14 protein-coding genes are annotated in these 20005 nt (G+C 66.8%); 11 read left to right on the forward strand and 3 right to left on the reverse strand.

Annotated features, from left to right (window positions below; translation table 11 throughout):
* Window positions 1–7 precede the first annotated feature (7 nt).
* A complete protein-coding gene (locus tag FPZ24_RS03490; protein WP_420853382.1) occupies window positions 8–1417 on the forward strand; it encodes an MATE family efflux transporter in 1410 nt (469 codons plus the stop codon).
* On the opposite strand, the gene FPZ24_RS03495 is transcribed toward FPZ24_RS03490, so the two are convergent.
* Window positions 1406–2983: a ShlB/FhaC/HecB family hemolysin secretion/activation protein gene (locus tag FPZ24_RS03495; RefSeq protein ID WP_146569736.1), complete on the reverse strand. Its 1578-nt coding sequence runs from the start codon at window positions 2981–2983 to the stop codon at window positions 1406–1408. The two genes, FPZ24_RS03490 and FPZ24_RS03495, sit on opposite strands and share 12 nt — an antisense overlap.
* Before the next feature lie 21 nt (window positions 2984–3004).
* The gene (locus FPZ24_RS03500) at window positions 3005–3958 is read right to left on the reverse strand and encodes a hypothetical protein (RefSeq protein WP_146569737.1); all 954 of its coding nucleotides are present in this window, start codon (window positions 3956–3958) and stop codon (window positions 3005–3007) included.
* A gap of 300 nt (window positions 3959–4258) precedes the next feature.
* On the opposite strand from FPZ24_RS03500, the gene groES reads away from it, so the two are divergent.
* The 4 genes from groES to FPZ24_RS03520 all read left to right on the forward strand — a co-directional run bounded on the left by groES (window position 4259) and on the right by FPZ24_RS03520 (window position 10036).
* Window positions 4259–4546 carry a co-chaperone GroES gene (gene groES, locus FPZ24_RS03505; RefSeq protein ID WP_146569738.1) on the forward strand — a complete coding sequence of 96 codons (288 nt, stop codon included), beginning with the start codon at window positions 4259–4261 and terminating at the stop codon, window positions 4544–4546.
* 79 nt (window positions 4547–4625) lie between these two features.
* The gene (gene groL, locus FPZ24_RS03510) at window positions 4626–6269 is read left to right on the forward strand and encodes a chaperonin GroEL (RefSeq protein WP_146569739.1); all 1644 of its coding nucleotides are present in this window, start codon (window positions 4626–4628) and stop codon (window positions 6267–6269) included.
* 260 nt (window positions 6270–6529) lie between these two features.
* Window positions 6530–8386 carry an oligoendopeptidase F gene (pepF, locus tag FPZ24_RS03515; protein ID WP_146569740.1) on the forward strand — a complete coding sequence of 619 codons (1857 nt, stop codon included), beginning with the start codon at window positions 6530–6532 and terminating at the stop codon, window positions 8384–8386.
* 48 nt (window positions 8387–8434) lie between these two features.
* A complete protein-coding gene (locus FPZ24_RS03520) occupies window positions 8435–10036 on the forward strand; it encodes a DUF6311 domain-containing protein (RefSeq protein WP_146569741.1) in 1602 nt (533 codons plus the stop codon).
* Here the strand turns inward: FPZ24_RS03520 and FPZ24_RS03525 are convergent.
* Window positions 10033–11016: a mannose-1-phosphate guanylyltransferase gene (locus FPZ24_RS03525; RefSeq protein ID WP_240047678.1), complete on the reverse strand. Its 984-nt coding sequence runs from the start codon at window positions 11014–11016 to the stop codon at window positions 10033–10035. The genes FPZ24_RS03520 and FPZ24_RS03525 overlap by 4 nt on opposite strands.
* A gap of 247 nt (window positions 11017–11263) precedes the next feature.
* Between FPZ24_RS03525 and FPZ24_RS03530 the strand changes: the two genes are divergently transcribed.
* Genes FPZ24_RS03530 through FPZ24_RS03555 form a run of 6 tightly spaced genes read left to right on the forward strand, consistent with a single transcriptional unit; the run spans window position 11264 to window position 19981 of the window.
* Entirely contained in the window at window positions 11264–12652 is a 1389-nt protein-coding gene (locus FPZ24_RS03530) for a TIGR03013 family XrtA/PEP-CTERM system glycosyltransferase (RefSeq protein WP_146569743.1), read from the forward strand.
* 1 nt (window position 12653) lies between these two features.
* A complete protein-coding gene (gene prsK / locus FPZ24_RS03535; protein WP_146569744.1) occupies window positions 12654–14702 on the forward strand; it encodes an XrtA/PEP-CTERM system histidine kinase PrsK in 2049 nt (682 codons plus the stop codon).
* The gene (prsR, locus tag FPZ24_RS03540) at window positions 14699–16039 is read left to right on the forward strand and encodes a PEP-CTERM-box response regulator transcription factor (RefSeq protein ID WP_146569745.1); all 1341 of its coding nucleotides are present in this window, start codon (window positions 14699–14701) and stop codon (window positions 16037–16039) included. Before prsK ends, prsR begins: the two co-directional genes overlap by 4 nt.
* A gap of 10 nt (window positions 16040–16049) precedes the next feature.
* Window positions 16050–18083, forward strand: coding sequence for a tetratricopeptide repeat protein (locus FPZ24_RS03545; RefSeq protein ID WP_146569746.1), 2034 nt, complete (start codon window positions 16050–16052; stop codon window positions 18081–18083).
* Between the two features lie 16 nt (window positions 18084–18099).
* Complete coding sequence (locus FPZ24_RS03550; protein WP_146569747.1) at window positions 18100–18909, forward strand: ATP-binding protein; 810 nt, start codon at window positions 18100–18102, stop codon at window positions 18907–18909.
* 52 nt (window positions 18910–18961) lie between these two features.
* Window positions 18962–19981 carry a sensor histidine kinase gene (locus FPZ24_RS03555; RefSeq protein WP_146569748.1) on the forward strand — a complete coding sequence of 340 codons (1020 nt, stop codon included), beginning with the start codon at window positions 18962–18964 and terminating at the stop codon, window positions 19979–19981.
* Window positions 19982–20005 lie beyond the last annotated feature (24 nt).

Genomic DNA, 20005 nt, shown 5'->3' on the forward strand with positions numbered 1-20005 from the left:
CATGCCCATGGACGCGCCGGTCGCTCTTACGCCGCTGGCCGGCCCCGCTCCCGCGACGATGCGCGACGAATTCGCCGCGCTGGCCCGGCTGGCCGCGCCTTTGGTGGGCGCGAACCTGCTCCAGATGGCGGTCTACGCCGTCGACGTTATGTTCGTCGCGCGGCTCGGCCCGATCGAGTTCGCGGCTTCGACGTTGGGCGTATTCCTGTTCAGCCTCATCCTATGGGCGTTGATCGGATTCACCGGGGCGTGCGCGCCGATCATCGCGGCGGAATTGGGCGCGCGCAGTCACGCGGTGCGCCAGGTTCGGCGGTCGTTCCGCATGGCGATGTGGCTCGGCCTGATCACCAGCGTGTTCTTCATGATCGTCCTGTCGCAGGGCGAGAAGATCCTCCACCTGCTCGGTCAGGATCCGCGCGTATCGGCGCGGACGGGCGCGTTCCTGAACATCCTGCTGTTCGTGCTGCTGCCGAACGTCTGGGCGGGCGTGATGCGCACCGCGGCCGCCGCGCTCGGCCGGCCGGGCTGGGCGTTGATCGTGACGCTGTTGGCGCTCGGGCTCGGCATCCTGGGCAATTGGCTGCTCGTGTTCGGCCATGGCGGGTTCCCCGCGCTAGGGCTCGAGGGGTCGGCGATCGCCAGCGTGGTGACGGCGTGCGCGATGATGCTGGCCTATGCCGCGATCATCCAGTTCGATCGCAAGCTGCGCCGCTATCATTTGTTCGGCAAATGGTGGCGGCCCGAATGGCGGCGGATGATCGAAATCGCCAAGCTCGGCGCGCCGATCGCGCTGACGTTCACGCTGGAGGGCGCGTTGTTCGGCGGCGCGGCGTTTCTGATGGGCTTGATCGGCGTGGTCGAAGTGGCGGCGCACGCCATCGCGCTCAACATCGCGGCGATCGCGTTTCAGGTGCCGTTCGGCATCGGCCAGGCGGCGACGATCCGCGTCGGGCTGGCCTATGGCGCCGCCGACCGCGTGTGGATCGGCCGCGCCGGATGGGCGGCGATCGTCAGCGGCAGCGGTTTCATGGCGTTGACCGCGACGGCAATCTGGCTGTTTCCGCGCCTTTTCATCAGCGCCTATGTCGACGTGACCGACCCGGCCCATGCACAGGAAGTGGCGCTGGCGCTGCAATATCTGGTGGTGTGCGCGATGTTCCAGCTGTTCGACGGCGCGCAGGCGGTCGCGGCGGGGTCGTTGCGCGGATTACAGGACACGCGCGTGCCGATGGTCGTCGCCGGGTTCGGATACTGGGTGGCGGGATTCGGCACCGCGATCTTCCTGGGTTTCCACGCCAAGTGGGAAGGCGTCGGCATCTGGATCGGGCTCGCGGTCGGGCTGTTCGTCGTCTCGGGGCTGCTCGTCGCGCGCTGGGCGATGCGCGAGCGGCTCGGATTGGTGCCGCTAAAGGCTTAGCCGCCACGCCACCGACAGGCGCCAGTCGTCGTCGCGGCCGGGCAGGGGTTGCTTGATCGACCGCGCCGCCTCCAGTCCCAACTCGGCCTTGTCCCGATAGCGCGCGCGCACGCCGAGCCCGGCCGACGCCAACGAATAGTCGGTCCGCACGCCGGGTCCGCGCGGCAGGACGGCCAGCACGCCGCCGTCGATGAACGTATAGACCTCGCTTTGCCCGAACCGGTCGCTCTTGATCGGGCGCCAGGCGAGTTCGGCGACACCACCCGCGCCGCGATCGCCGGTCAGGATCGCGGTATCGAACGCGCGCCCGATATCGGCGCCGCCCAACGTGTAGCGTTCGGCGGCGGGCAAGCGGTCGCGGCTATATTGCGCGCTCGCGGTGAGGCGGATGAAGCCGCTTTTGCCGATCGCCTGCGCCGCGCTGGCGTTCGCGGCGACCTTCAGGAAAGTCGCGTCGGCGAACGGCGCGGTGACGCGCGCGCCGGCGACGTCGAGACCTTTCGACACCGATCCGCTGACCGCGATGGCGCGCTTCTCGCGCGTGTCGGCGTAGCTCGCGGCTAGGCGCACCGCGCGCGTGCGCTCGGTCGCGACCAGATTGCCGAGCACCGCGTTATCGCTGTTGATCCCGTCCACACCCAGGCTGACGTCGCCCGATCGGTGGAACGACCGCAGCCACGGATAGGACAAAGCCGCCCCCGCCACCTTCGCGCGCCCGACGATCGGCACATTCTTCGGCCGCGTCTCGAAATAGCCGCCACTGATGCTCGCGGTCAGTCCGGAATAGCCAATCGGCGCGGCATAGCTTCCCGACGCATAGCGGTACTGCTTGAAATCGCGCGCGGCGCTGGCGTTGAAGCTCAACTGGTCGCCATCGATCGCCGCGCCATAGAATTCGGCGGTCGCGTCGAACTGGCCGGTGCCGAGCAGATCGACCCCGCGATTGCTGAACCCCAGCGCGAATTTGTGGTGCTTCTGCTTGGGTTTCACGACCAATGTCAGCGCGCCGTCATGCTTGGGATCGTCGAAGACCGGGTCGATCGTTAGGCCCGGGATCGCGCGGACCAGGCGGAACTGGCGCTCGAACGTCGCGCGGCTGAGCGGCTGTTCGCCGAGCAACGGGGCAAGGCGTCCGCGCAATTGCCGGTATCGGCCCTTGCCGGCCACCGCCGCCGACGCGAGCCGGCCTTCGGTCAGGCTGACCGTGACGACGCCGCCGGCAAAGTCCTGGTCGGGGATCGCCACGGTGTACAGCGCGACCTTCGACTTGCCGTACGCCTTCGACAGCGCCGCTGCGAGGTCCTGCAGCGTTTCCCTGTCGGTCGGCTTGCCGAGAAACCGCTGCGCCGCGCGGGCGACCGGGGCGGGGGCGTCGTTGCCGACGAAGCGGATGCCGGTGATCGGCACCGCGGCGCGGGGCGGCGCGACGTCCACCTTGGCGCGTGGTTCCGGTTTGGACGTCGCCGGGGCGGCGACCGGGGGCGGCCGGTCGATGCGATTGCGATCGATGATGCTGCCGCGGTCCTGGATCGCGGCGGCAGCGGTGAGGGCGATCAGCATCGACATCGGCGGCCCCTTTGTCCGGCGTTACTTCTTCTTGCCGTTCAGCAGCCCGGTGCCGAGCAACCCGCCATTGCTGCCCGTGGCGCCCGCGCCCAGGATGCCGGTCGCGGTGCCGGTCACGCCGTTGACCACGCCGCCCACGGTGTTGGTCACGCCGCTCAGCGTACCCGTCACCACGGTCGTCGCGCCGGCGTTCGCCGATCCCGCCGGCGTCGAGGCGGTCGCGCCGAGCGCGCCGGTCAAGCTGCCGCCGCCGCCGCTCGTCACGCCCGACACGACGTTGCCGACGGTTCCGGTCACGCCGTTGAGCAGGCCGCCGTTCGCGCCGCCGTTGAGCAGCCCGCCGGTCGCGTTCGTCGTGAGATCGAGCGCCTTGCCCAGCGATACCGCGACCAGATTGCCCGACCCGGCCGGCGACAGTACGCCGACGCCGAGCAATGCAGATTTGTTCGGCGCGCCGATGACGGTGTGCGATCCGAGGTCGATCCGCAGCAGGTCGCCGACCGCGCCGCCCGCCTTGCCGAGGATCAAGGTGTTGCCCTGACCGATATCGACCAGGGTCTGGCCGGTCTTGCGCAAGACGCGCGTGACCGTTCCGGTGACGAGGCCGGTGGCGGGCAGCAGCACGCCGTTGCTGACGGCCTTGGTCGTGCCGGCGACGCCGATCACGGTATTGCCCGCGGTCACCAGGATATTACCCGCGCCGAGCGCGCCCTGGCCGCCGGAGCTCGACGATCCGGTGCCACCGCCGCTGCCGCCGCCCGACGATGCGGTTGCGCCGCCGCTCGACGACGAACTCGATCCGCCCGACGACGAGGAGGCCGTGTCGCCGCCGCCCGACGAACCGCTCGACGCGGTGCCGTCGGGTACGGTGCCGACCGACGCCAAACGATACGAACCGCTGCTTTCGCACGCCGAGACGATCAGGGCCGCGCTGGCGACGAGGCCGAATTTCGCATATTGCAAACCAGTAAGCATGTTGGTTCTCCCATCCTGGACAGGTTGTGGACAACAGCCTGACATTGCGGGATAATTTTCGACGGGATCGGCGGGTTCCGGGTGAAAGAGCGTCAAGCGCCCGTTCACCATCGCGACCCCCGGAAAAGCTGGGGCGATTCGATCCATTTCGGATAATTTACAACGAGTTAGGCAAATATCGCGAAAGATTCGGCGCTCCCCGTTGACGATGCGACCCGCGAACCACATATGCGCTGTGTTGGCACTCCACTTACGGGAGTGCCAAACTCCATTCTGTCTGCAAGCAAAGGGACAAAATCCATGAACTTTCGGCCGTTGCACGACCGCGTTCTCGTCCGCCGTATCGAGGCCGACGAAAAGACCGCGGGCGGGATCATCATCCCCGACACCGCCAAGGAAAAGCCGCAGGAAGGCGAAGTGATCGCTGCCGGCGCCGGCACCAAGGACGAGACCGGCAAGGTCACGCCGCTCGACGTGAAGGCGGGCGACAAGATTCTGTTCGGCAAATGGTCGGGTACCGAGGTCAAGCTGAACGGCGAAGACCTGCTGATCATGAAGGAATCCGACATCCTGGGGATCGTCGGCTAACCTGACTTTTCATGCCGGTGCGAACAACCGCGCCAGTGTCAACTTCGTGTCAACTTAGAGATTTGAAAGGGTAGCCATCATGGCAGCCAAGGACGTAAAATTCAGCCGCGACGCGCGTGAGCGCATCCTGCGTGGCGTCGATATCCTCGCCGACGCAGTGAAGGTCACGCTGGGGCCGAAGGGCCGCAACGTCGTGATCGAAAAGAGCTACGGCGCGCCGCGCATCACCAAGGATGGCGTCACCGTCGCCAAGGAAATCGAGCTCAAGGACAAGTTCGAGAACATGGGCGCGCAGATGCTGCGCGAAGTCGCCTCGCGCACCAACGACAATGCCGGTGACGGCACCACCACCGCGACCGTGCTCGCCCAGGCGATCGTCCGCGAAGGCATGAAGTCGGTCGCCGCCGGCATGAATCCGATGGACCTGAAGCGCGGCATCGACCTCGCGGTCGAGAAGGTGACCGCGGACCTCAAGGCGCGCTCGAAGCCCGTCTCGGGCAGCCATGAGATCGCCCAGGTCGGCATCATTTCGGCCAACGGCGACACCGTCGTCGGCGAGAAGATCGCCGAAGCGATGGAAAAGGTCGGCAAGGAAGGCGTGATCACCGTCGAGGAAGCGAAGGGCCTCGAATTCGAGCTCGACGTCGTCGAGGGCATGCAGTTCGACCGCGGCTACCTGTCGCCGTACTTCATCACCAACCCGGAAAAGATGACCGTCGAGCTTCAGGATCCTTACATCCTGATCCACGAAAAGAAGCTGTCGAACCTGCAGGCGATGCTCCCGATCCTGGAAGCGGTCGTCCAGTCGGGCCGTCCGCTGCTGATCATCGCCGAAGACATCGAGGGCGAGGCGCTGGCCACGCTCGTCGTGAACAAGCTGCGCGGTGGTCTGAAGGTCGCTGCGGTCAAGGCGCCGGGCTTCGGCGATCGCCGCAAGGCGATGCTCGAGGACATCGCGATCCTGACCAAGGGCGAGATGATCTCGGAAGACCTGGGCATCAAGCTGGAGAGCGTGACCGTCGGCATGCTCGGCACCGCCAAGCGCGTGTCGATCGACAAGGACAACACCACCATCGTCGATGGTGCCGGTGATGCCGATGCGATCAAGGGCCGCACCGAAGCGATCCGTGGCCAGATCGAGAACACCACCAGCGATTACGACCGCGAGAAGCTCCAGGAGCGTCTCGCCAAGCTCGCTGGCGGCGTTGCCGTGATCAAGGTCGGCGGCGCGTCGGAGGTCGAGGTGAAGGAGCGCAAGGATCGCGTCGACGACGCCCTGCACGCGACTCGCGCCGCGGTCGAGGAAGGCATCGTTCCGGGCGGCGGCACGGCGCTGCTGTACGCGACGAAAGCGCTGGCCGGCATCAACGGCCAGAACGACGACCAGACCCGCGGTATCGACATCGTCCGCAAGGCGCTGACCGCGCTGGTTCGCCAGATCGCCAGCAACGCCGGCCATGACGGCGCGGTGGTGTCGGGCAAGCTGCTCGAGGGCGACGACGTGACCCTGGGCTTCAACGCGCAGACCGAGAAGTACGAGAACCTCGTCGCGGCCGGCGTGATCGACCCGACCAAGGTCGTCCGCACCGCGCTGCAGAACGCGGCTTCGGTCGCCGGCCTGCTGATCACCACCGAAGCGGCGGTGTCGGAAGTCCCCGAGGACAAGCCGGCGATGCCGATGGGCGGCGGCGGCATGGGCGGCATGGGCGGCATGGACTTCTAATCCGCACACGGCCCGGGCCAAGCGAGCTTGGCCCGGGACTCGTGTCGGATCGGACGGCGGGCTTCGGCCCTCGGCCGAAGTCCCGACCGACGGCAGCGCGGGCTTTGCCCGCGCCCGTTCAGGCAAAAGAAGGGCCGGCGGAGCGATCCACCGGCCCTTCTTTGCATCCGCCCACCGGTGCCTTGCCCGCACAAAACACGCTTCCCTTTCGCGCGGCGCCGCGACACAGTGCCGCCACGCAATCTCTCTCGGAGTATCCCATGCCTGCACTTTCCCGCCGTGAAGCCCTGGCCGCGACCGCGCTCGCCGGGATCGTCGCCACGCTGCCCGCCTGGGCGCAGGACGCGGGCGGCGCGCAATGGGACCTGACCGACCTCTACCCGACCGACGCGGCGTGGGACGATGCGCGCAAGAAGGCGTTGGCGGACGTGCCGAGCCTCGCGAAATACAAGGGCAAATTGGGCGAGAGCGCCGACACGCTTGCCGCGTTCATGGTCGCGCAGTCCGACCTCAACCGCACGATCAGCCGCATCTACACCTATGCCAGCCTGAAGGCAGACGCCGACCTTCGCGTGTCCGCCAATCAGGAAAAGCAGGCACAGGCGATCGACCTCTACACCGCGTTCGGCGAAGCGGTGTCGTGGGCGAGCCCCGAGCTGTTGTCGGTCGGCAAGGCCAAGATCGACGGCTTCATCGCATCGAACGACACGCTCAAGAAGCGGTTCGACTTCGCGCTGGCCGACACGCTGCGCCAGGCCGACCATACGCTGAGCCCCGAAAGCGAAAATCTGCTCGCCGGGGTCGGCGCGCCGTTCGCCGGGTCGAGCGACATCCGCGAGCAGCTCGTCGCCTCGGACATCCCCTGGCCGACGGTCACGCTATCGACCGGCAAGCAAGTGCGGCTCGACGACCAGGCCTACACGCTCAACCGCGACGCGCCCAATCGCGCCGACCGCAAGCTGGTGTTCGACACGTTCTGGGCCGAATACGGCAAGTTCCAGAACTCGCTCGGCGCCGCGTACCTCAGCCACGTCAAGGCCGACATCTTTCGCAAGAAAGCGCGCAAGTATCCGACGTCGCTCGCAGCCGCGTTGTCGGGCAACAACATCCCCGAGGCGGTCTATCGCTCGCTGGTCGCCGAAGCCAATAACGGCCTGCCGCAGCTGCACCGCTATTTCGAACTGCGCCGCAAGATGCTCGGCCTGCCCGACATGGCGTATTACGACATCTATCCACCGCTCGTCGCGCTCGACAAGAAGGTGACCGTGGCGGAGATGCGCGGGATCACGCAGTCGGCGGTCAAGCCGCTCGGCCCAGAATATGCCGACATCTTCGCGAAGGCGACCGCGGGCAAGTGGATGGACCCACTGCCGCGCCCCGGCAAGAAATCGGGCGCGTACATGAACCCCGGCGCGGCGTACGACGTGCACCCGTATCTGCTGCTCAATTTGGGCGAAAACTATTCGGGAGTGACGACATACGCTCACGAATGGGGCCATGCGATGCACACGCTGCTCGCCAAGAAGTATCAGGTGTACGAGAAGTTCGACTATCCGATCTTCACCGCGGAGATCGCGTCGACCTGCAACGAAGTGCTGCTCGCGGCGTACATGGTCGCCAACGCCAAAACCAAGCAGGAGAAGATCTTCTACCTCGGCCAGCAACTCGAAAGCATCCGCGGCACCTTTTACCGCCAATCGATGTTCGCCGAATTCGAACTCGCCGTGCACGACAAGGCGGAAGCGGGCGAGGGACTGTCGGGCGAGAAGTTCAGCGCGATCTATCTCGACCTGCTGAAGCGCTATCACGGCCCGAAGGTCGCGGTGTCCGACACCTATGCGTCGGAATGGGCGTACATCCCGCACTTTTACAACAGCTTCTACGTCTATCAGTATGCGACGTGCGTGTCGGCCGCGTCCTATTTCGCGCAGTCGGTGCTGAAGGGCGGCGCGAAGGAGCGCGACAATTATCTGAGCGTACTGAAGGCGGGCGGGTCCGACTATCCTTACGACATCCTCAAGCGGGCCGGGCTCGATATGGCGTCGGCGGCGCCGTATCAGGCGGTGGTCGCGGCGTTCAAGTCGACGCTCGATCAGGTCGAGGCGCTGATCGGCTGACGCCGTGCCGTTAACCTTATTTCCGTGCGCAACGGTAATAAGGCGGTGATGCGTTCGACCTTCACGACAGCGGCGATGCTGGCCGCGCTGGCGCTGGCGCTGTTCGGTGCGTGGATGCACTGGGCGGTGCTCGACCCGCGCAACGTCGGCTGGCTGCTGACCGGCGAGGATCGCGGGCAAAGCGCGATCGGGCTGTCGGCCTATCTGCGCGCGGGTGGGCCCTGGCCGTCATTGCACGAACCGTTGCTGATGGCACCCGGCGGCCTGCCGCTGCTGTTCACCGACAGCATTCCGTTGATCGGCCTGATCCTGAAACCGCTCGGCGTGCCTGCGGGATGGCAGTTTCTGGGGCCATGGTACCTGCTGTGCGTGGCGCTCCAGGTATTCTTCGCGTGGCGATTAGTCCGCCCGTACGCGCCGGACCATCTTGCGGCGTTCATCGGCACCGTGCTGCTCGCGGCGATGCCGATGCTGTTCAATCGCTACGGCCATGCCAGCCTGTGCGCGCAGTGGCTCGTGCTGTGGGCGTTGTACGTATTCGTCGATGAAGAACGTGCGCGGCGGCCGGGCCAGTGGTTCGCGGTGCTCGGCGTCGCGGCGCTGATCCATACGTACCTGCTGTTGATGGTCGCTGCGTTCTGGGGGAGCGCGATCCTTTGCCTGATGGTACGCGGCCCCGATCGGGTGCGCGTTCTGGCGGGGGCGGGAGCGGTAGCGGCGGTCATCGTCGCTATCCTGTGGTGGCACGGTATCTTCGCCGGGCCGTTCGGCTCGACCGGGACGTATGGCGCGTTCCCGATGGCGCTCGACGCGTGGTGGAACCCGGCCAACCCTGGCTACACGGCGCTGATCCCGTCGTCGGCGGAGGATCACGGCCGCGGGTTCGAAGGGCTGCAGTATCTGGGAGCCGGAATGCTGCTCTTGGTCGCTATCGCAGTTTACGGATGGGTGTTTCGACGCGACGCCTCGGGAACGGGTCGGCTGCTTTGGCTGCTGCCGGCCTTTATCGTCATAGCGATTGCGGCGATCGGACCGCAGCCGATGTGGCGCGGTGCCCCGTTGTTCACGCTGCACCTCGGGCCGCTGCTGACCAACCTGCTCGATCCGATCCGCGCGGCTGGCCGCCTCGCGTGGCCGTTGACCTATACGCTGGCGTTCGCCGCCATCGTCACCGTGATACGATTGCCGCGCGCGACGATGATCCTCGCCGTCGCGCTGGCGGTGCAGGTCATCGACCTCACACCGATGTTCGCCGCGGTGCGATCGACCAGCGCGAAGGCCGCAGACCGCACCGTCTATCATCGCACGCTCGATCCGCGCTGGGCCGCGCTGGTCGCGCGCTCGAGTTCGGTCGAATTCGAACCGGCACGACCGTTCATCGATCTACAACTCATGGAAGAAATTACGTGGCGTACGGTAGATGCCTGCCGCCCGGTGCGCTTCACCTACGCCTCGCGCGAAAGCGCCGCGACGCGGGCGCGGATCGATGTCGATACGGCGGATTTCGCCGCCGGGCGGCTCGATCCCACGCGACTATACGTGCTGCTCGACGGCAAGGTCCCGAGGATTGTGGCGGCCCGCGTGCAAAAACTCGACGGCATCACGATCATCGCGCCGACCACGCCGGCGCCGCCTCCGGTTTGCCGCTAGTCTTTCATCGCCTCGATCAGCTTCTTGACCTCCTGGCTGCGCCCGCGCGGCATCACCAGCACATCTTTTCCATTGGCGACGACGATCAGGTCGGTCACGCCGACCAACGCCACACGAACGCCATCGGCCTGAACCAGGCAATTCTCGGTCTCGACCGCCACGACATCGCCCTTGCAGGCGTTGCCGTTTGCATCGCAGGCGCTCAGTTCGTGCAGCGCGTCCCAGCTACCGAGGTCGCTCCATCCCATGCTGACCGGCACCACAGCGACGCGCTCGGCTTTTTCCATCACCGCATAGTCGACCGACTCCGACGGCGAGGCCGCGAAAGCGTCCTGGTCGGGATGCAGGCGCATACCCTGCGTTTCACCCTTCAGCAGCGCCTGTTGCGCCGCGTGAAGCATGTCGGGCGCGTGAACCGAAAGCGCGCCCAGAAAAGCATCGGCACGGAACAGGAAGATGCCACCATTCCAGACGTGGTCGCCCGCCGCCAGCATCGCCTCGGCGCGATCGCGCGGCGGCTTCTCCACGAATCGCGCGACACGATGGACGCGCGGGCCGATCGCCTCGCCGACATGAATCCAGCCATAGCCCGTTTCCGGCGCGTGCGGCTCGATTCCGAACGTCACCAGCCAACCCTGCTCGACCATCGGTAGCGCGGCGTCGATCGCGGCGTGGAAGGCCGGCGTATCGGCGATGACGTGATCGGACGGCATCACCAGCAGTACCGCATCTTCATCCGCCGCCAGTGCCGCAAGAGCGATCGCGGGCGCGGTGTTGCGCGCGACGGGTTCCAGAATGAGCTTGTGCTCAATCAACCCCACGCCGGCCAGTTGCGCCTCGATCTCGTCGGCGTGACGCGCGTTCGCGACCACGATCGGGGGCCCGAACGTCTCGCCCGCCGCGCGCTGTGCGGTCAGTTGCAGCATCGTCTCATCGGCGGTCAGCGCGAGCAACTGCTTGGGCTTTTCCGGCGTCGACATCGGCCACAATCGCGTACCGGATCCTCCCGATAGAATGACAGGAGTGATCGTTGTCGGCGCGGTCATGCACGAGTCCTTGTTCTTGCTTCGATGTATCTAGGGCGTTCCCCGGATTTGCCAAACTCGCGGGGCGCGCAGTTGTTGCCGGCGCGCCGACATTCACCGTTCGTTTGTCAATTTCTGCGACACGCGCTTGAGACCTGTCGGAAATCCTTACACGCCGGCCTGGTCGCACGAGGCGACGACGATGATCAGGCTGTTCAAGCACTACGTGCCGCATGCCGTTCTATTTCTGGGGTTTCTCGACTTCGCGCTGCTGATCGCGGCGATGGAGGTCGGCTATGCGTTTCGCCTGCATCAGCTCGGCAGCGTGGTCGAGCCGATCCGCGAGCGGTTGCCGCAATTGCTGGTCTATGCCGCTGCGCTGGAGACCGCGATGGTCGCGGTGGGCGTATACGGTGCGGATTCGCTCCAGTCGCTGAGGCGCGCGACCGCACGGATCCTCGTTGCGATTTCGCTTGGTGTGATCTTCCTGTCGGTGGTGTTCTTCATTTCCCCGGCGATGAGCTTCTGGCGGTCCAACCTACTCTACGCGATGGCGCTGTCGGTACCGACGTTGGTCGGCTTGCGCGTTCTGCTCGGCAAAATGCTGGGCAGCCATGTGTTCAAGCGCCGCGTCGTCGTGATGGGCGCGGGGCCGCGAGCGGCGCGGCTCAAGGCACTGGCGGCGCAACCCGGATCGGCGTTCGTCGTCGTCGGCTATCTGTCGATGAGCGAGACCAACCGAGTCATCCCTGAAGCCATTGCGCGCGACGCGATCTACAATCTGGCCGACCATGTCGTGTTGCTCAACGCGAGCGAAGTGGTGCTTGCGCTGGAGGAACGGCGCAACGCGCTGCCGCTCAAGGACTTGCTGCGGATCAAGACGACGGGCGTCCACGTCAACGAAATCTCGACCTTCCTCGAGCGCGAAACCGGCCGCGTCGATCTGCAGAGCGTCAACCCCAGCTGGCTGATCTTTTCCGACGGTTTCTCGTCCGGACGGATGCTGTCGGGGGTTTTCAAGCGCCTGTTCGATATCTTCGCGAGCGCGCTGCTGCTCGTCCTCGTCGCGCCGGTCATCATCCTCACCGCAATCGCGATCAAGCTGGAGAGCAAGGGGCCGGCCTTCTATCGTCAGCGCCGCGTCGGGCTCTACGGCGTCGGATTCGACTGCATCAAATTGCGTTCGATGCGACAGGATGCCGAGGTGGGCGGCAAGGCCGTCTGGGCAGAAAGGGACGACCCCCGCATCACCCGCATCGGCCGCTTCATCCGCAAGGTGCGGATCGACGAACTGCCGCAATGCTGGTCGGTGCTGAAGGGCGAGATGAGCTTCGTCGGCCCGCGCCCCGAACGCCCGCAATTCGTCGAGGATCTGGAGCAGCAGCTCAACTATTATGCCGAACGCCACATGGTGAAGCCGGGGATCACGGGGTGGGCGCAGATCAATTATCCGTATGGGGCGTCGATCGAGGATGCACGGCAGAAGCTTGAATACGATCTCTACTATGCCAAGAATTATTCGCCTTTCCTCGACCTTCTAATCATCCTTCAGACGATCCGCGTGGTGATCTGGCCGGAAGGCGCGCGGTAGCATGGTCGCCGCGGCGGTCATTCTGTGGGGACATGCACTGGCGGCGTTGCTGTTCGCGACGCTCGCGCTGTCGCAAGTGCGCGGCGGGGCAGTCAGCGTGCCGCGGACGGCGTTCCTGATCGCACTTGGCCTGACCGCGATATGGTCGCTGGCGATGGCCGGGATCGGCAGCGGCGATATGGTGACGTGGGTCGCGGAGTCGCTGCGCAACCTCGGCTGGCTTGGCTTCATGTTCGCGCTGCTGCGCCGCGACACCGCGCGGCGCGACCGTGCCGTCACGACGATCTACGGCGTGGTCGCGCTGGTCGCGGTCGCGGGCATCGGCCTGGCGCTGTTTCAGCCGTCGGTCGGCCCGGAGCTGATTGGCGCCGTCACCGCGGTGCGCGTACTGCTCCGCATGATGGTCGCGGTCGGCGCGCTGGTGCTGGTCAATCACCTCTATTCGCTCGTCGCGCCCGCCGCGCGCGGCGGCATCCGCATGGCGGTGGTCGCGTTGGCGACGATGTGGCTCGGCGACCTCCTGCTCTACACGGTCGCGTATCTCGGCGCCGATTGGCCGCAGACGCTGATCGCGGCGCGGGGGATCGTCATGGCGGCGATCGTGCCGATGCTGGCGATCGCGGTGCATCGCAACGGCGACTGGACGCTGCACATTTCGCGGACCGTCACGTGGCAGTCGCTGACGCTGGTCGCGCTGACGATCTACGCGATGGCGACGGTGCTGGTGATCAGCGCGATCCAGACGTTCGGCGGCGGCTATGCGCGGCTGGCGCAGACCGCGTTCGTGTTCGGATCGGCCGCCGCGTTGCTGACCCTATTGTCGTCGCCCACGGTCAAGGCGTGGCTGCGCGTGATGGTCGCGAAGCATCTGTTTCGCCACCGCTACGACTATCGCGCCGAATGGGTGCGGTTCACCGAAACGCTCGGCACGCCCGGCGAAAGCGCACCGCCGCTGGAGGAGCGCATCGTCAAGGCGGTCGCCGATTTGACGGACTCGCCGGCTGGGCTGCTGCTCGTGGCGGACGGCCAAACGCTGTCGCTCGGCGCGGGGTGGCAATGGCCGGGCGAGCCACCGGCGAGCGTCGCGGGCGACGCACTGGCGCGCTTCCTTGCCGACGGCGCGCACATCGTCGAACTGGATACCGTCCGCGCCGGTCACGCGACACGCGAGGAACTTGCTGCTGTGCCGCAATGGATGCTCGACCATCACGCCGCTTGGGCGGTGGTGCCGCTGGTCCATGTCAACGCGCTGATCGGCGCGATTCTGCTCTCCCGGCCGCCGATCGACCGCAGCCTCGACTGGGAGGATTTCGACCTGCTCCGCATCGCCGGGCGTCAGGTGGCGAGCTATCTGGCCGAAGCGCGCGCACACGAACAACTCGCCGATGCGCGCCGGTTCGACGAATTCAATCGCCGCTTCGCCTTCATCCTGCACGACGTGAAAAACCTGGTCAGCCAGCTGACGCTGGTCGCGCGGAATGCCGAGCGCCACGCCGACAATCCCGATTTCCGCGCCGACATGATCGCGACGTTGCAGGATTCGGCGGGCAAGATGAACGACCTGCTCGCGCGGCTGTCGCAGCATCATTCGGGCCGCGCCGACGACCCGCAAGCGATCGAACTGATGCCGCTTGCGCAGCGCGTCGCGAAGGCGCGCGGGGGTAGCTATCCGGTGATCGTCTCCGGTACCCGCGACGCGCTCGCAGTGGCAGATGCCGGTCGCCTCGAACAGGCACTGGGTCACTTGATCCAGAACGCGGTCGAGGCGAGCACGGACGGCGAACCCGTGACCGTCACGGTCGGGCGTTCCTCGATCGAGGTCGCCGATCGCGGTACCGGCATGAACGCCGCGTTCGTCCGCGATCACCTGTTCCGCCCGTTCGTATCGACCAAGCATGGCGGCTTCGGGATCGGCGCGTTCGAAGCACGCCAGGTCATCCAGGCGATGGGCGGCACGCTCGACGTCGTGAGCCGCGAGGGCGAGGGCACCAAATTCACGATCGGCCTGCCGGCGACGCTGGCGCCGCAACACATGGAACGTGCTGCATGACCAAGCCGAAACTGCTGATCGTCGAGGACGATGCCGGACTGCAGCGCCAGCTGCGCTGGGCCTATGAAGGCTATGAGGTGATCGTCGCCGGCGACCGTCGCGAAGCGATCGACGCGGTGCGTGCCGAGGAACCGGCGGTGGTGACGCTCGACCTCGGTCTGCCGCCCGATCCGGACGGCGTAAGCGAAGGATTCGCGACGCTCGCCGAGATCCTGCGGCTGAAGCCCGACACCAAGGTCATCGTCGCCTCCGGCCACGGCGCGCGCGAAAGCGCGTTGCGGGCGATCGGCGAGGGGGCGTGGGATTTCTACCAGAAACCGATCGATATCGACGCACTGGGCCTGATCGTCGCGCGCGCATTCCACGTGCATGCGTTGGAGGCGGAGAATCGCCGGTTGGCGGCGTCGCCCGCGGCGGCACTCGGCGGGTTGATCACCGCCGCGCCCGAAATGCTCAAGGTCACGAGCATGATCGAGCGCGTCGCGTCGGCCGACGTGTCGGTGATGCTGCTAGGCGCGAGCGGCACGGGCAAGGAAGTTCTCGCGCGGGGCCTTCACAACGCGAGCGGGCGAAAGGGCGAGTTCGTCGCAATCAACTGCGCGGCGATCCCTGAAACCCTGCTCGAAAGCGAATTGTTCGGCCACGAAAAGGGTGCGTTCACCGGCGCGGTCAAGACGACCGAGGGCAAGATCGAGCAGGCCGATGGTGGCACGCTGTTCCTCGACGAGATCGGCGACGTGCCGCTGCCGCTCCAGGTCAAATTGCTGCGCTTCCTGCAGGAGCGGGTGATCGAGCGGATCGGCGGGCGCAAGGCGATCCCGGTCGATGTCCGCATCGTCTGTGCGACGCATCAGGACGTCGATGCGATGGTCGCGAGCGGGAGTTTCCGCGAAGACCTCTATTACCGCCTCGCCGAGATCATCGTGCGTATCCCGAGCCTGGCCGAACGCGCGGGCGACGCCACGCTGTTGGCGAAGCATTTCCTGCATCTCTACGCCAAGACGATGAACCGACCGGTCGTCGGCCTGTCGCCCGATGCGTTGGCGGCGATCGACGGCTGGGGGTGGCCGGGCAACGTCCGCGAACTCGAAAACCGCATGAAGCGTGCGGTGATCATGGCCGACGGCAAGCACGTCACCGCCGCCGATCTCGACCTGGGCGGCAAGGACGAGCCCGAGCCGATCAATCTGAAGTCGGTGCGCGAAACCGCCGACCGCAAGGCGATCCGCCACGCGCTGGCGCGGGCCGAGGGCAACATTTCGAACACCGCCAAACTGCTCGGGATCAGCCGCCCGACGCTCTATGATCTGCTCAAGAGCTACGACCTCCATGCCTAGGATCAGCCCGATGAAGATGTTCGCCACCACCGCGCTCGGGGCCATCGCGCTGACCGGTGTCGCGATGAGCGTCGCCACGCCCGCGCAGGCCGACGGCGCGATCGCCAAGCACGACCTCGTGCTGAGCCTGGGTCTGTTGACCGACGGCAACTTCAACGCCGCGCGCTCCTATGCGGAAAAGGCGATCAAGGCCGATCCGAAATGGGGTCTGGCGCACGCGATGCTCGCGCGGACGTATCTCGCGCTCGGCGACGGGATTGGGGCGGAGGCCGAACTCGGCCGCGCCGCTGCCAACGGGTTCAACATGACGCGCGGGCATCAGATGCTCGCCCAAGCCTGGCTATTACAGGGCGACGCCAAGCGCGCGCTGGCCGAGGCGGCGAAGGCCGATCCGCGGTTCGGCGGCTATGCCGCGCGCGTGACGGCGAAGGCGCTGGCGTTGCAGAACAAATCGCCCGACGCGATCGCGTTGCTCGGCGAGTTGCTGAATGCCGATCCGGGCAATTCGTACGGTTGGTCCGACCTCGCACGGATCCGCTACAATACCGGCGATGTGGCGGGCGCTGCCGCCAACGCGCAGCGCGCGGTTGCGCTCGATCCGAACAATCTCGAAGCGCTGACGCTGCGCGGCGAGTTGATGCGCGAGCAATACGGCCTCGGTGCGGCGCTGCCGTGGTTCGAAGGGGCGTTGAAACGCGACGCCTATTACTATCCCGCGCTGATCGAATATGCCGCAACGCTCGGCGATATGGGTCGCTACAACGACATGCTCGATGCGACGCGCAAGGCGCTGGCGGCGCAGCCCGGCAACCCGCAGGCGCTGTACCTGCAGGCCGTGCTCGCGGCGCGCGCGCAGAATTACGATCTCGCGCGCGGCCTGATGCAGCGGACCGGCGGGGCGGTCGACGATCTGCCCGGCGGGCTGCTGCTCGGCGGGACGCTCGATTATCAGGCGGGCGCATACGAACAGGCGATCGACAAGTGGCGCGAGCTGGTCGGGCGTCAGCCGATGAACGTGACCGCGCGGCGGCTGCTCGGCGCGGCGCTGCTGCGCTCGGGCGATGCCAAGGGCGCGCTCGACGTGCTGCGGCCGGTGGCGTTGCGCGGCGACGCCGATAGCTACACGCTGGCGCTGGTCGGGCGTGCGTTCGAAGCGAATGGCGAGCGCGATTGGGCGGCGAAATACCTTGACCGCGCAGCGTGGCCGGCGACGGCCGGCGCGACGCCGTTCGGCAGCGACGACGGGCTCGCGGTGCTGGCGAACGCGGCCGCCAACGACCCGGGCAATCCGGTGGCGATGGTCGGGATGATCCGCGGGCTGATCGATGCGGGGCAGGCGAGCAACGCGCTCGACCGCGCCAAGGCACTCGCCGCGGCGAGCCCAGGAGCGCCGGCTGCGCACCTTTTGGTCGGCGATACGCTGATGACGATGAGCCGCTACGGCGAGGCGGCCGACGCCTATCGTCGCGCCGCCGACATCAAGTTCGACGAGGCGACGATGCTGCGCGCGGTCGATGCGCTCGACAATGCCGGGCGCCGTCCGGAGGCGTCGCGCGTCCTCGCGCTGTTCCTCGGCCAGCATCCGGAAAACATCCCCGCGCTGCGCCTCGCGGCGCATTGGCAGATCGCGGCGGGCGATTGGGACGGTGCGATCGGCACGCTCGAGGATTTGCGCTCGCGGGTCGGATCGCGCGACGTCGGGCTGCTCGCGGAACTGGCCTACGCCAATATCGGCGCGCAGAATGTCGACGACGCGCTCGATTACGGTGCGGCGGCTTACGAAATCGCGCCGATGAGCCCGGCGGCGACCGACGCGTACGGCTGGGCGTTCTACGCGGCCGGGGACAGCGACAAGGCGAAGGATCTGCTCGAGAAGGCGGCGCTGCTCGCGCCGCGTCAAGCCGGCATCCGCTGGCATCTGGCGCAGGCCTATGCCGATCTCGGCCGCAATGCCGAGGCCAAGGCGCAGATCGCGCTGGCGCTGGGCGATCCGTCGTTCGCCGAGCGCGCGCCGGCGCAGGCGTTGCTCAAGACGCTGGGCTGAGTGTAACGCGGGCGGGATGACCGATCCGCTCGACCGCATCGCCGCCGCGCTGGAGCGGATCGCCCCGCCGGCGCCCGCCGATGCCGATCCGCTGGCGCATCCGGCTTACGTATGGCGTGACGGCGGTCTCGCCGCAGCGCGCGCGTTCGATCCGTTGCCGCTCGACTTGCTCTTCGGGATCGACGCGCAGAAGGCGGCGCTGGTCGAGGATTTCCGGCGGCTCGCGGCGGGGCATGCCGCGCAGGACGTATTGCTGTGGGGGGCGCGGGGCTCGGGCAAATCGGCGCTGGTGAAGAGCGCGGTGGCCGCGATCCAGGGTGAGGGCGCCGCGATCGCCTTGGTCGAGGTCGCGCAGATGGGCGGGCTGCGCGCGCTGTTCGACCGCATCGACGGCCTGTCGCACGCCTACATCCTGTTCCTTGACGATATCGGCTTCGATGCCGCGGCCGACGCCCGGTCGCTCCGCTCGCTATTGCAGGGCGGGGCGGAGGCGCGGCCCGCCAACGCGCGCTTGGTGGTGACATCCAACCGCCGCCACTTGATCCCGCGCGACATCGCCGAGCAGGAAAGCGCGATCAATCCGCGCGACAGTGTCGACGATCATCTCGCGCTGGCCGATCGGTTCGGGCTCAGCCTGGGTTTCCACGTGCTCGATCAGGACGGCTATCTCGCGATCGTTCGCGCTTATGCCGCGCGGTTCGATCTGGCGTTCGACCCCGACGAAGCGATCGGCTGGGCGACACGGCGCGGCGGGCGCTCGGGCCGCGTCGCATGGCAGTATATCACCGACCTTGCCGGGCGGTCGAGTCGCGGGCTACCTTTCTGATTGATCGGGATTAAATTAGGTCCGGATCGGGTTGACAGTCGGAGGCGGAACAATGCCAAGTGTCGCGGTGGCACGTATCGGCGAACTCGACCTGCCGGATCGGTTGTATCCGGCGCTCCCGCGCTGGCTGACCCAGATCGGCGCTGCGTTGCTGTGCGTCGGTGCCGGCGGATTGCTGCGCATCCTGATCAACGTGATCGCGCCCGGCTCTGCGGTATTCGTGTTGCTGCTGCCGATGATCATGGTCGCGACTTTGTTCGCGCGGTGGCAAGCGGGCCTGCTGACCGCGGCTATCTCGATCACCTATTCGTTCTACTACATCTATCTGCCCAACCCCACGAGCGCGGTCGCGCCGTCGATGACGCTGTTCGCGATCTCCGTCGCCGCCTTGATCACGATCATCCTGGCGGAGGTGTTTCGGCGTGCCGTGCGCCAAGCATCGGCAGAGCGCGACCGACAAATCGACGATCGCGACCTGATGCTCGCCGAGTTCGAGCATCGCGTGAAGAACAATTTCGCGATCGTCGCGAGCATGCTCGACATCCAGCGCCGCCGCGCCGGGGATACCCCTGCCGGCGAGGCATTGAGCGCTGCGATGATGCGCGTCGATAGTATCGCGCGCGCGCATCGCCACCTGTATCGCGACGGCCGTGGCAGCGAGGTCAATACCAAGGACTATCTCGAAGATCTCTGCGCGACGCTGTCCGACGCCCTACTACTGCGCGGCGGCGTGACGCTCGATTGCGACATCGATTCCGCGCCGATCCAGCGCGATCACGCCGTCTCCATCGGGTTGATCGTCAACGAACTCGTGACCAACGCCGCCAAGCACGCCTTCGGCGGGCGCGAGCGCGGCGCGATCAACGTGTCGTGGAAGCGGCGGCCGGAGGGCGGCTGGCGCTTGACCGTGGCCGACGATGGGGTCGGCCTGCCGCCGGGCCCGCAGCCCGCGCGCAAGGACGGCGGGCTCGGTCAGCGGCTGATCGAAGCGTTCGCGCATCAGGCCGGCGGCACGCTGACCACCGACAGCGACAAAACCGGCACGCACGTGATGATGGACGTCCCCGATTGATCGAAGCCGCGGCGCGTGCGTTGG

Source organism: Sphingomonas panacisoli, assembly GCF_007859635.1.
GTDB lineage: Bacteria > Pseudomonadota > Alphaproteobacteria > Sphingomonadales > Sphingomonadaceae > Sphingomonas > Sphingomonas panacisoli.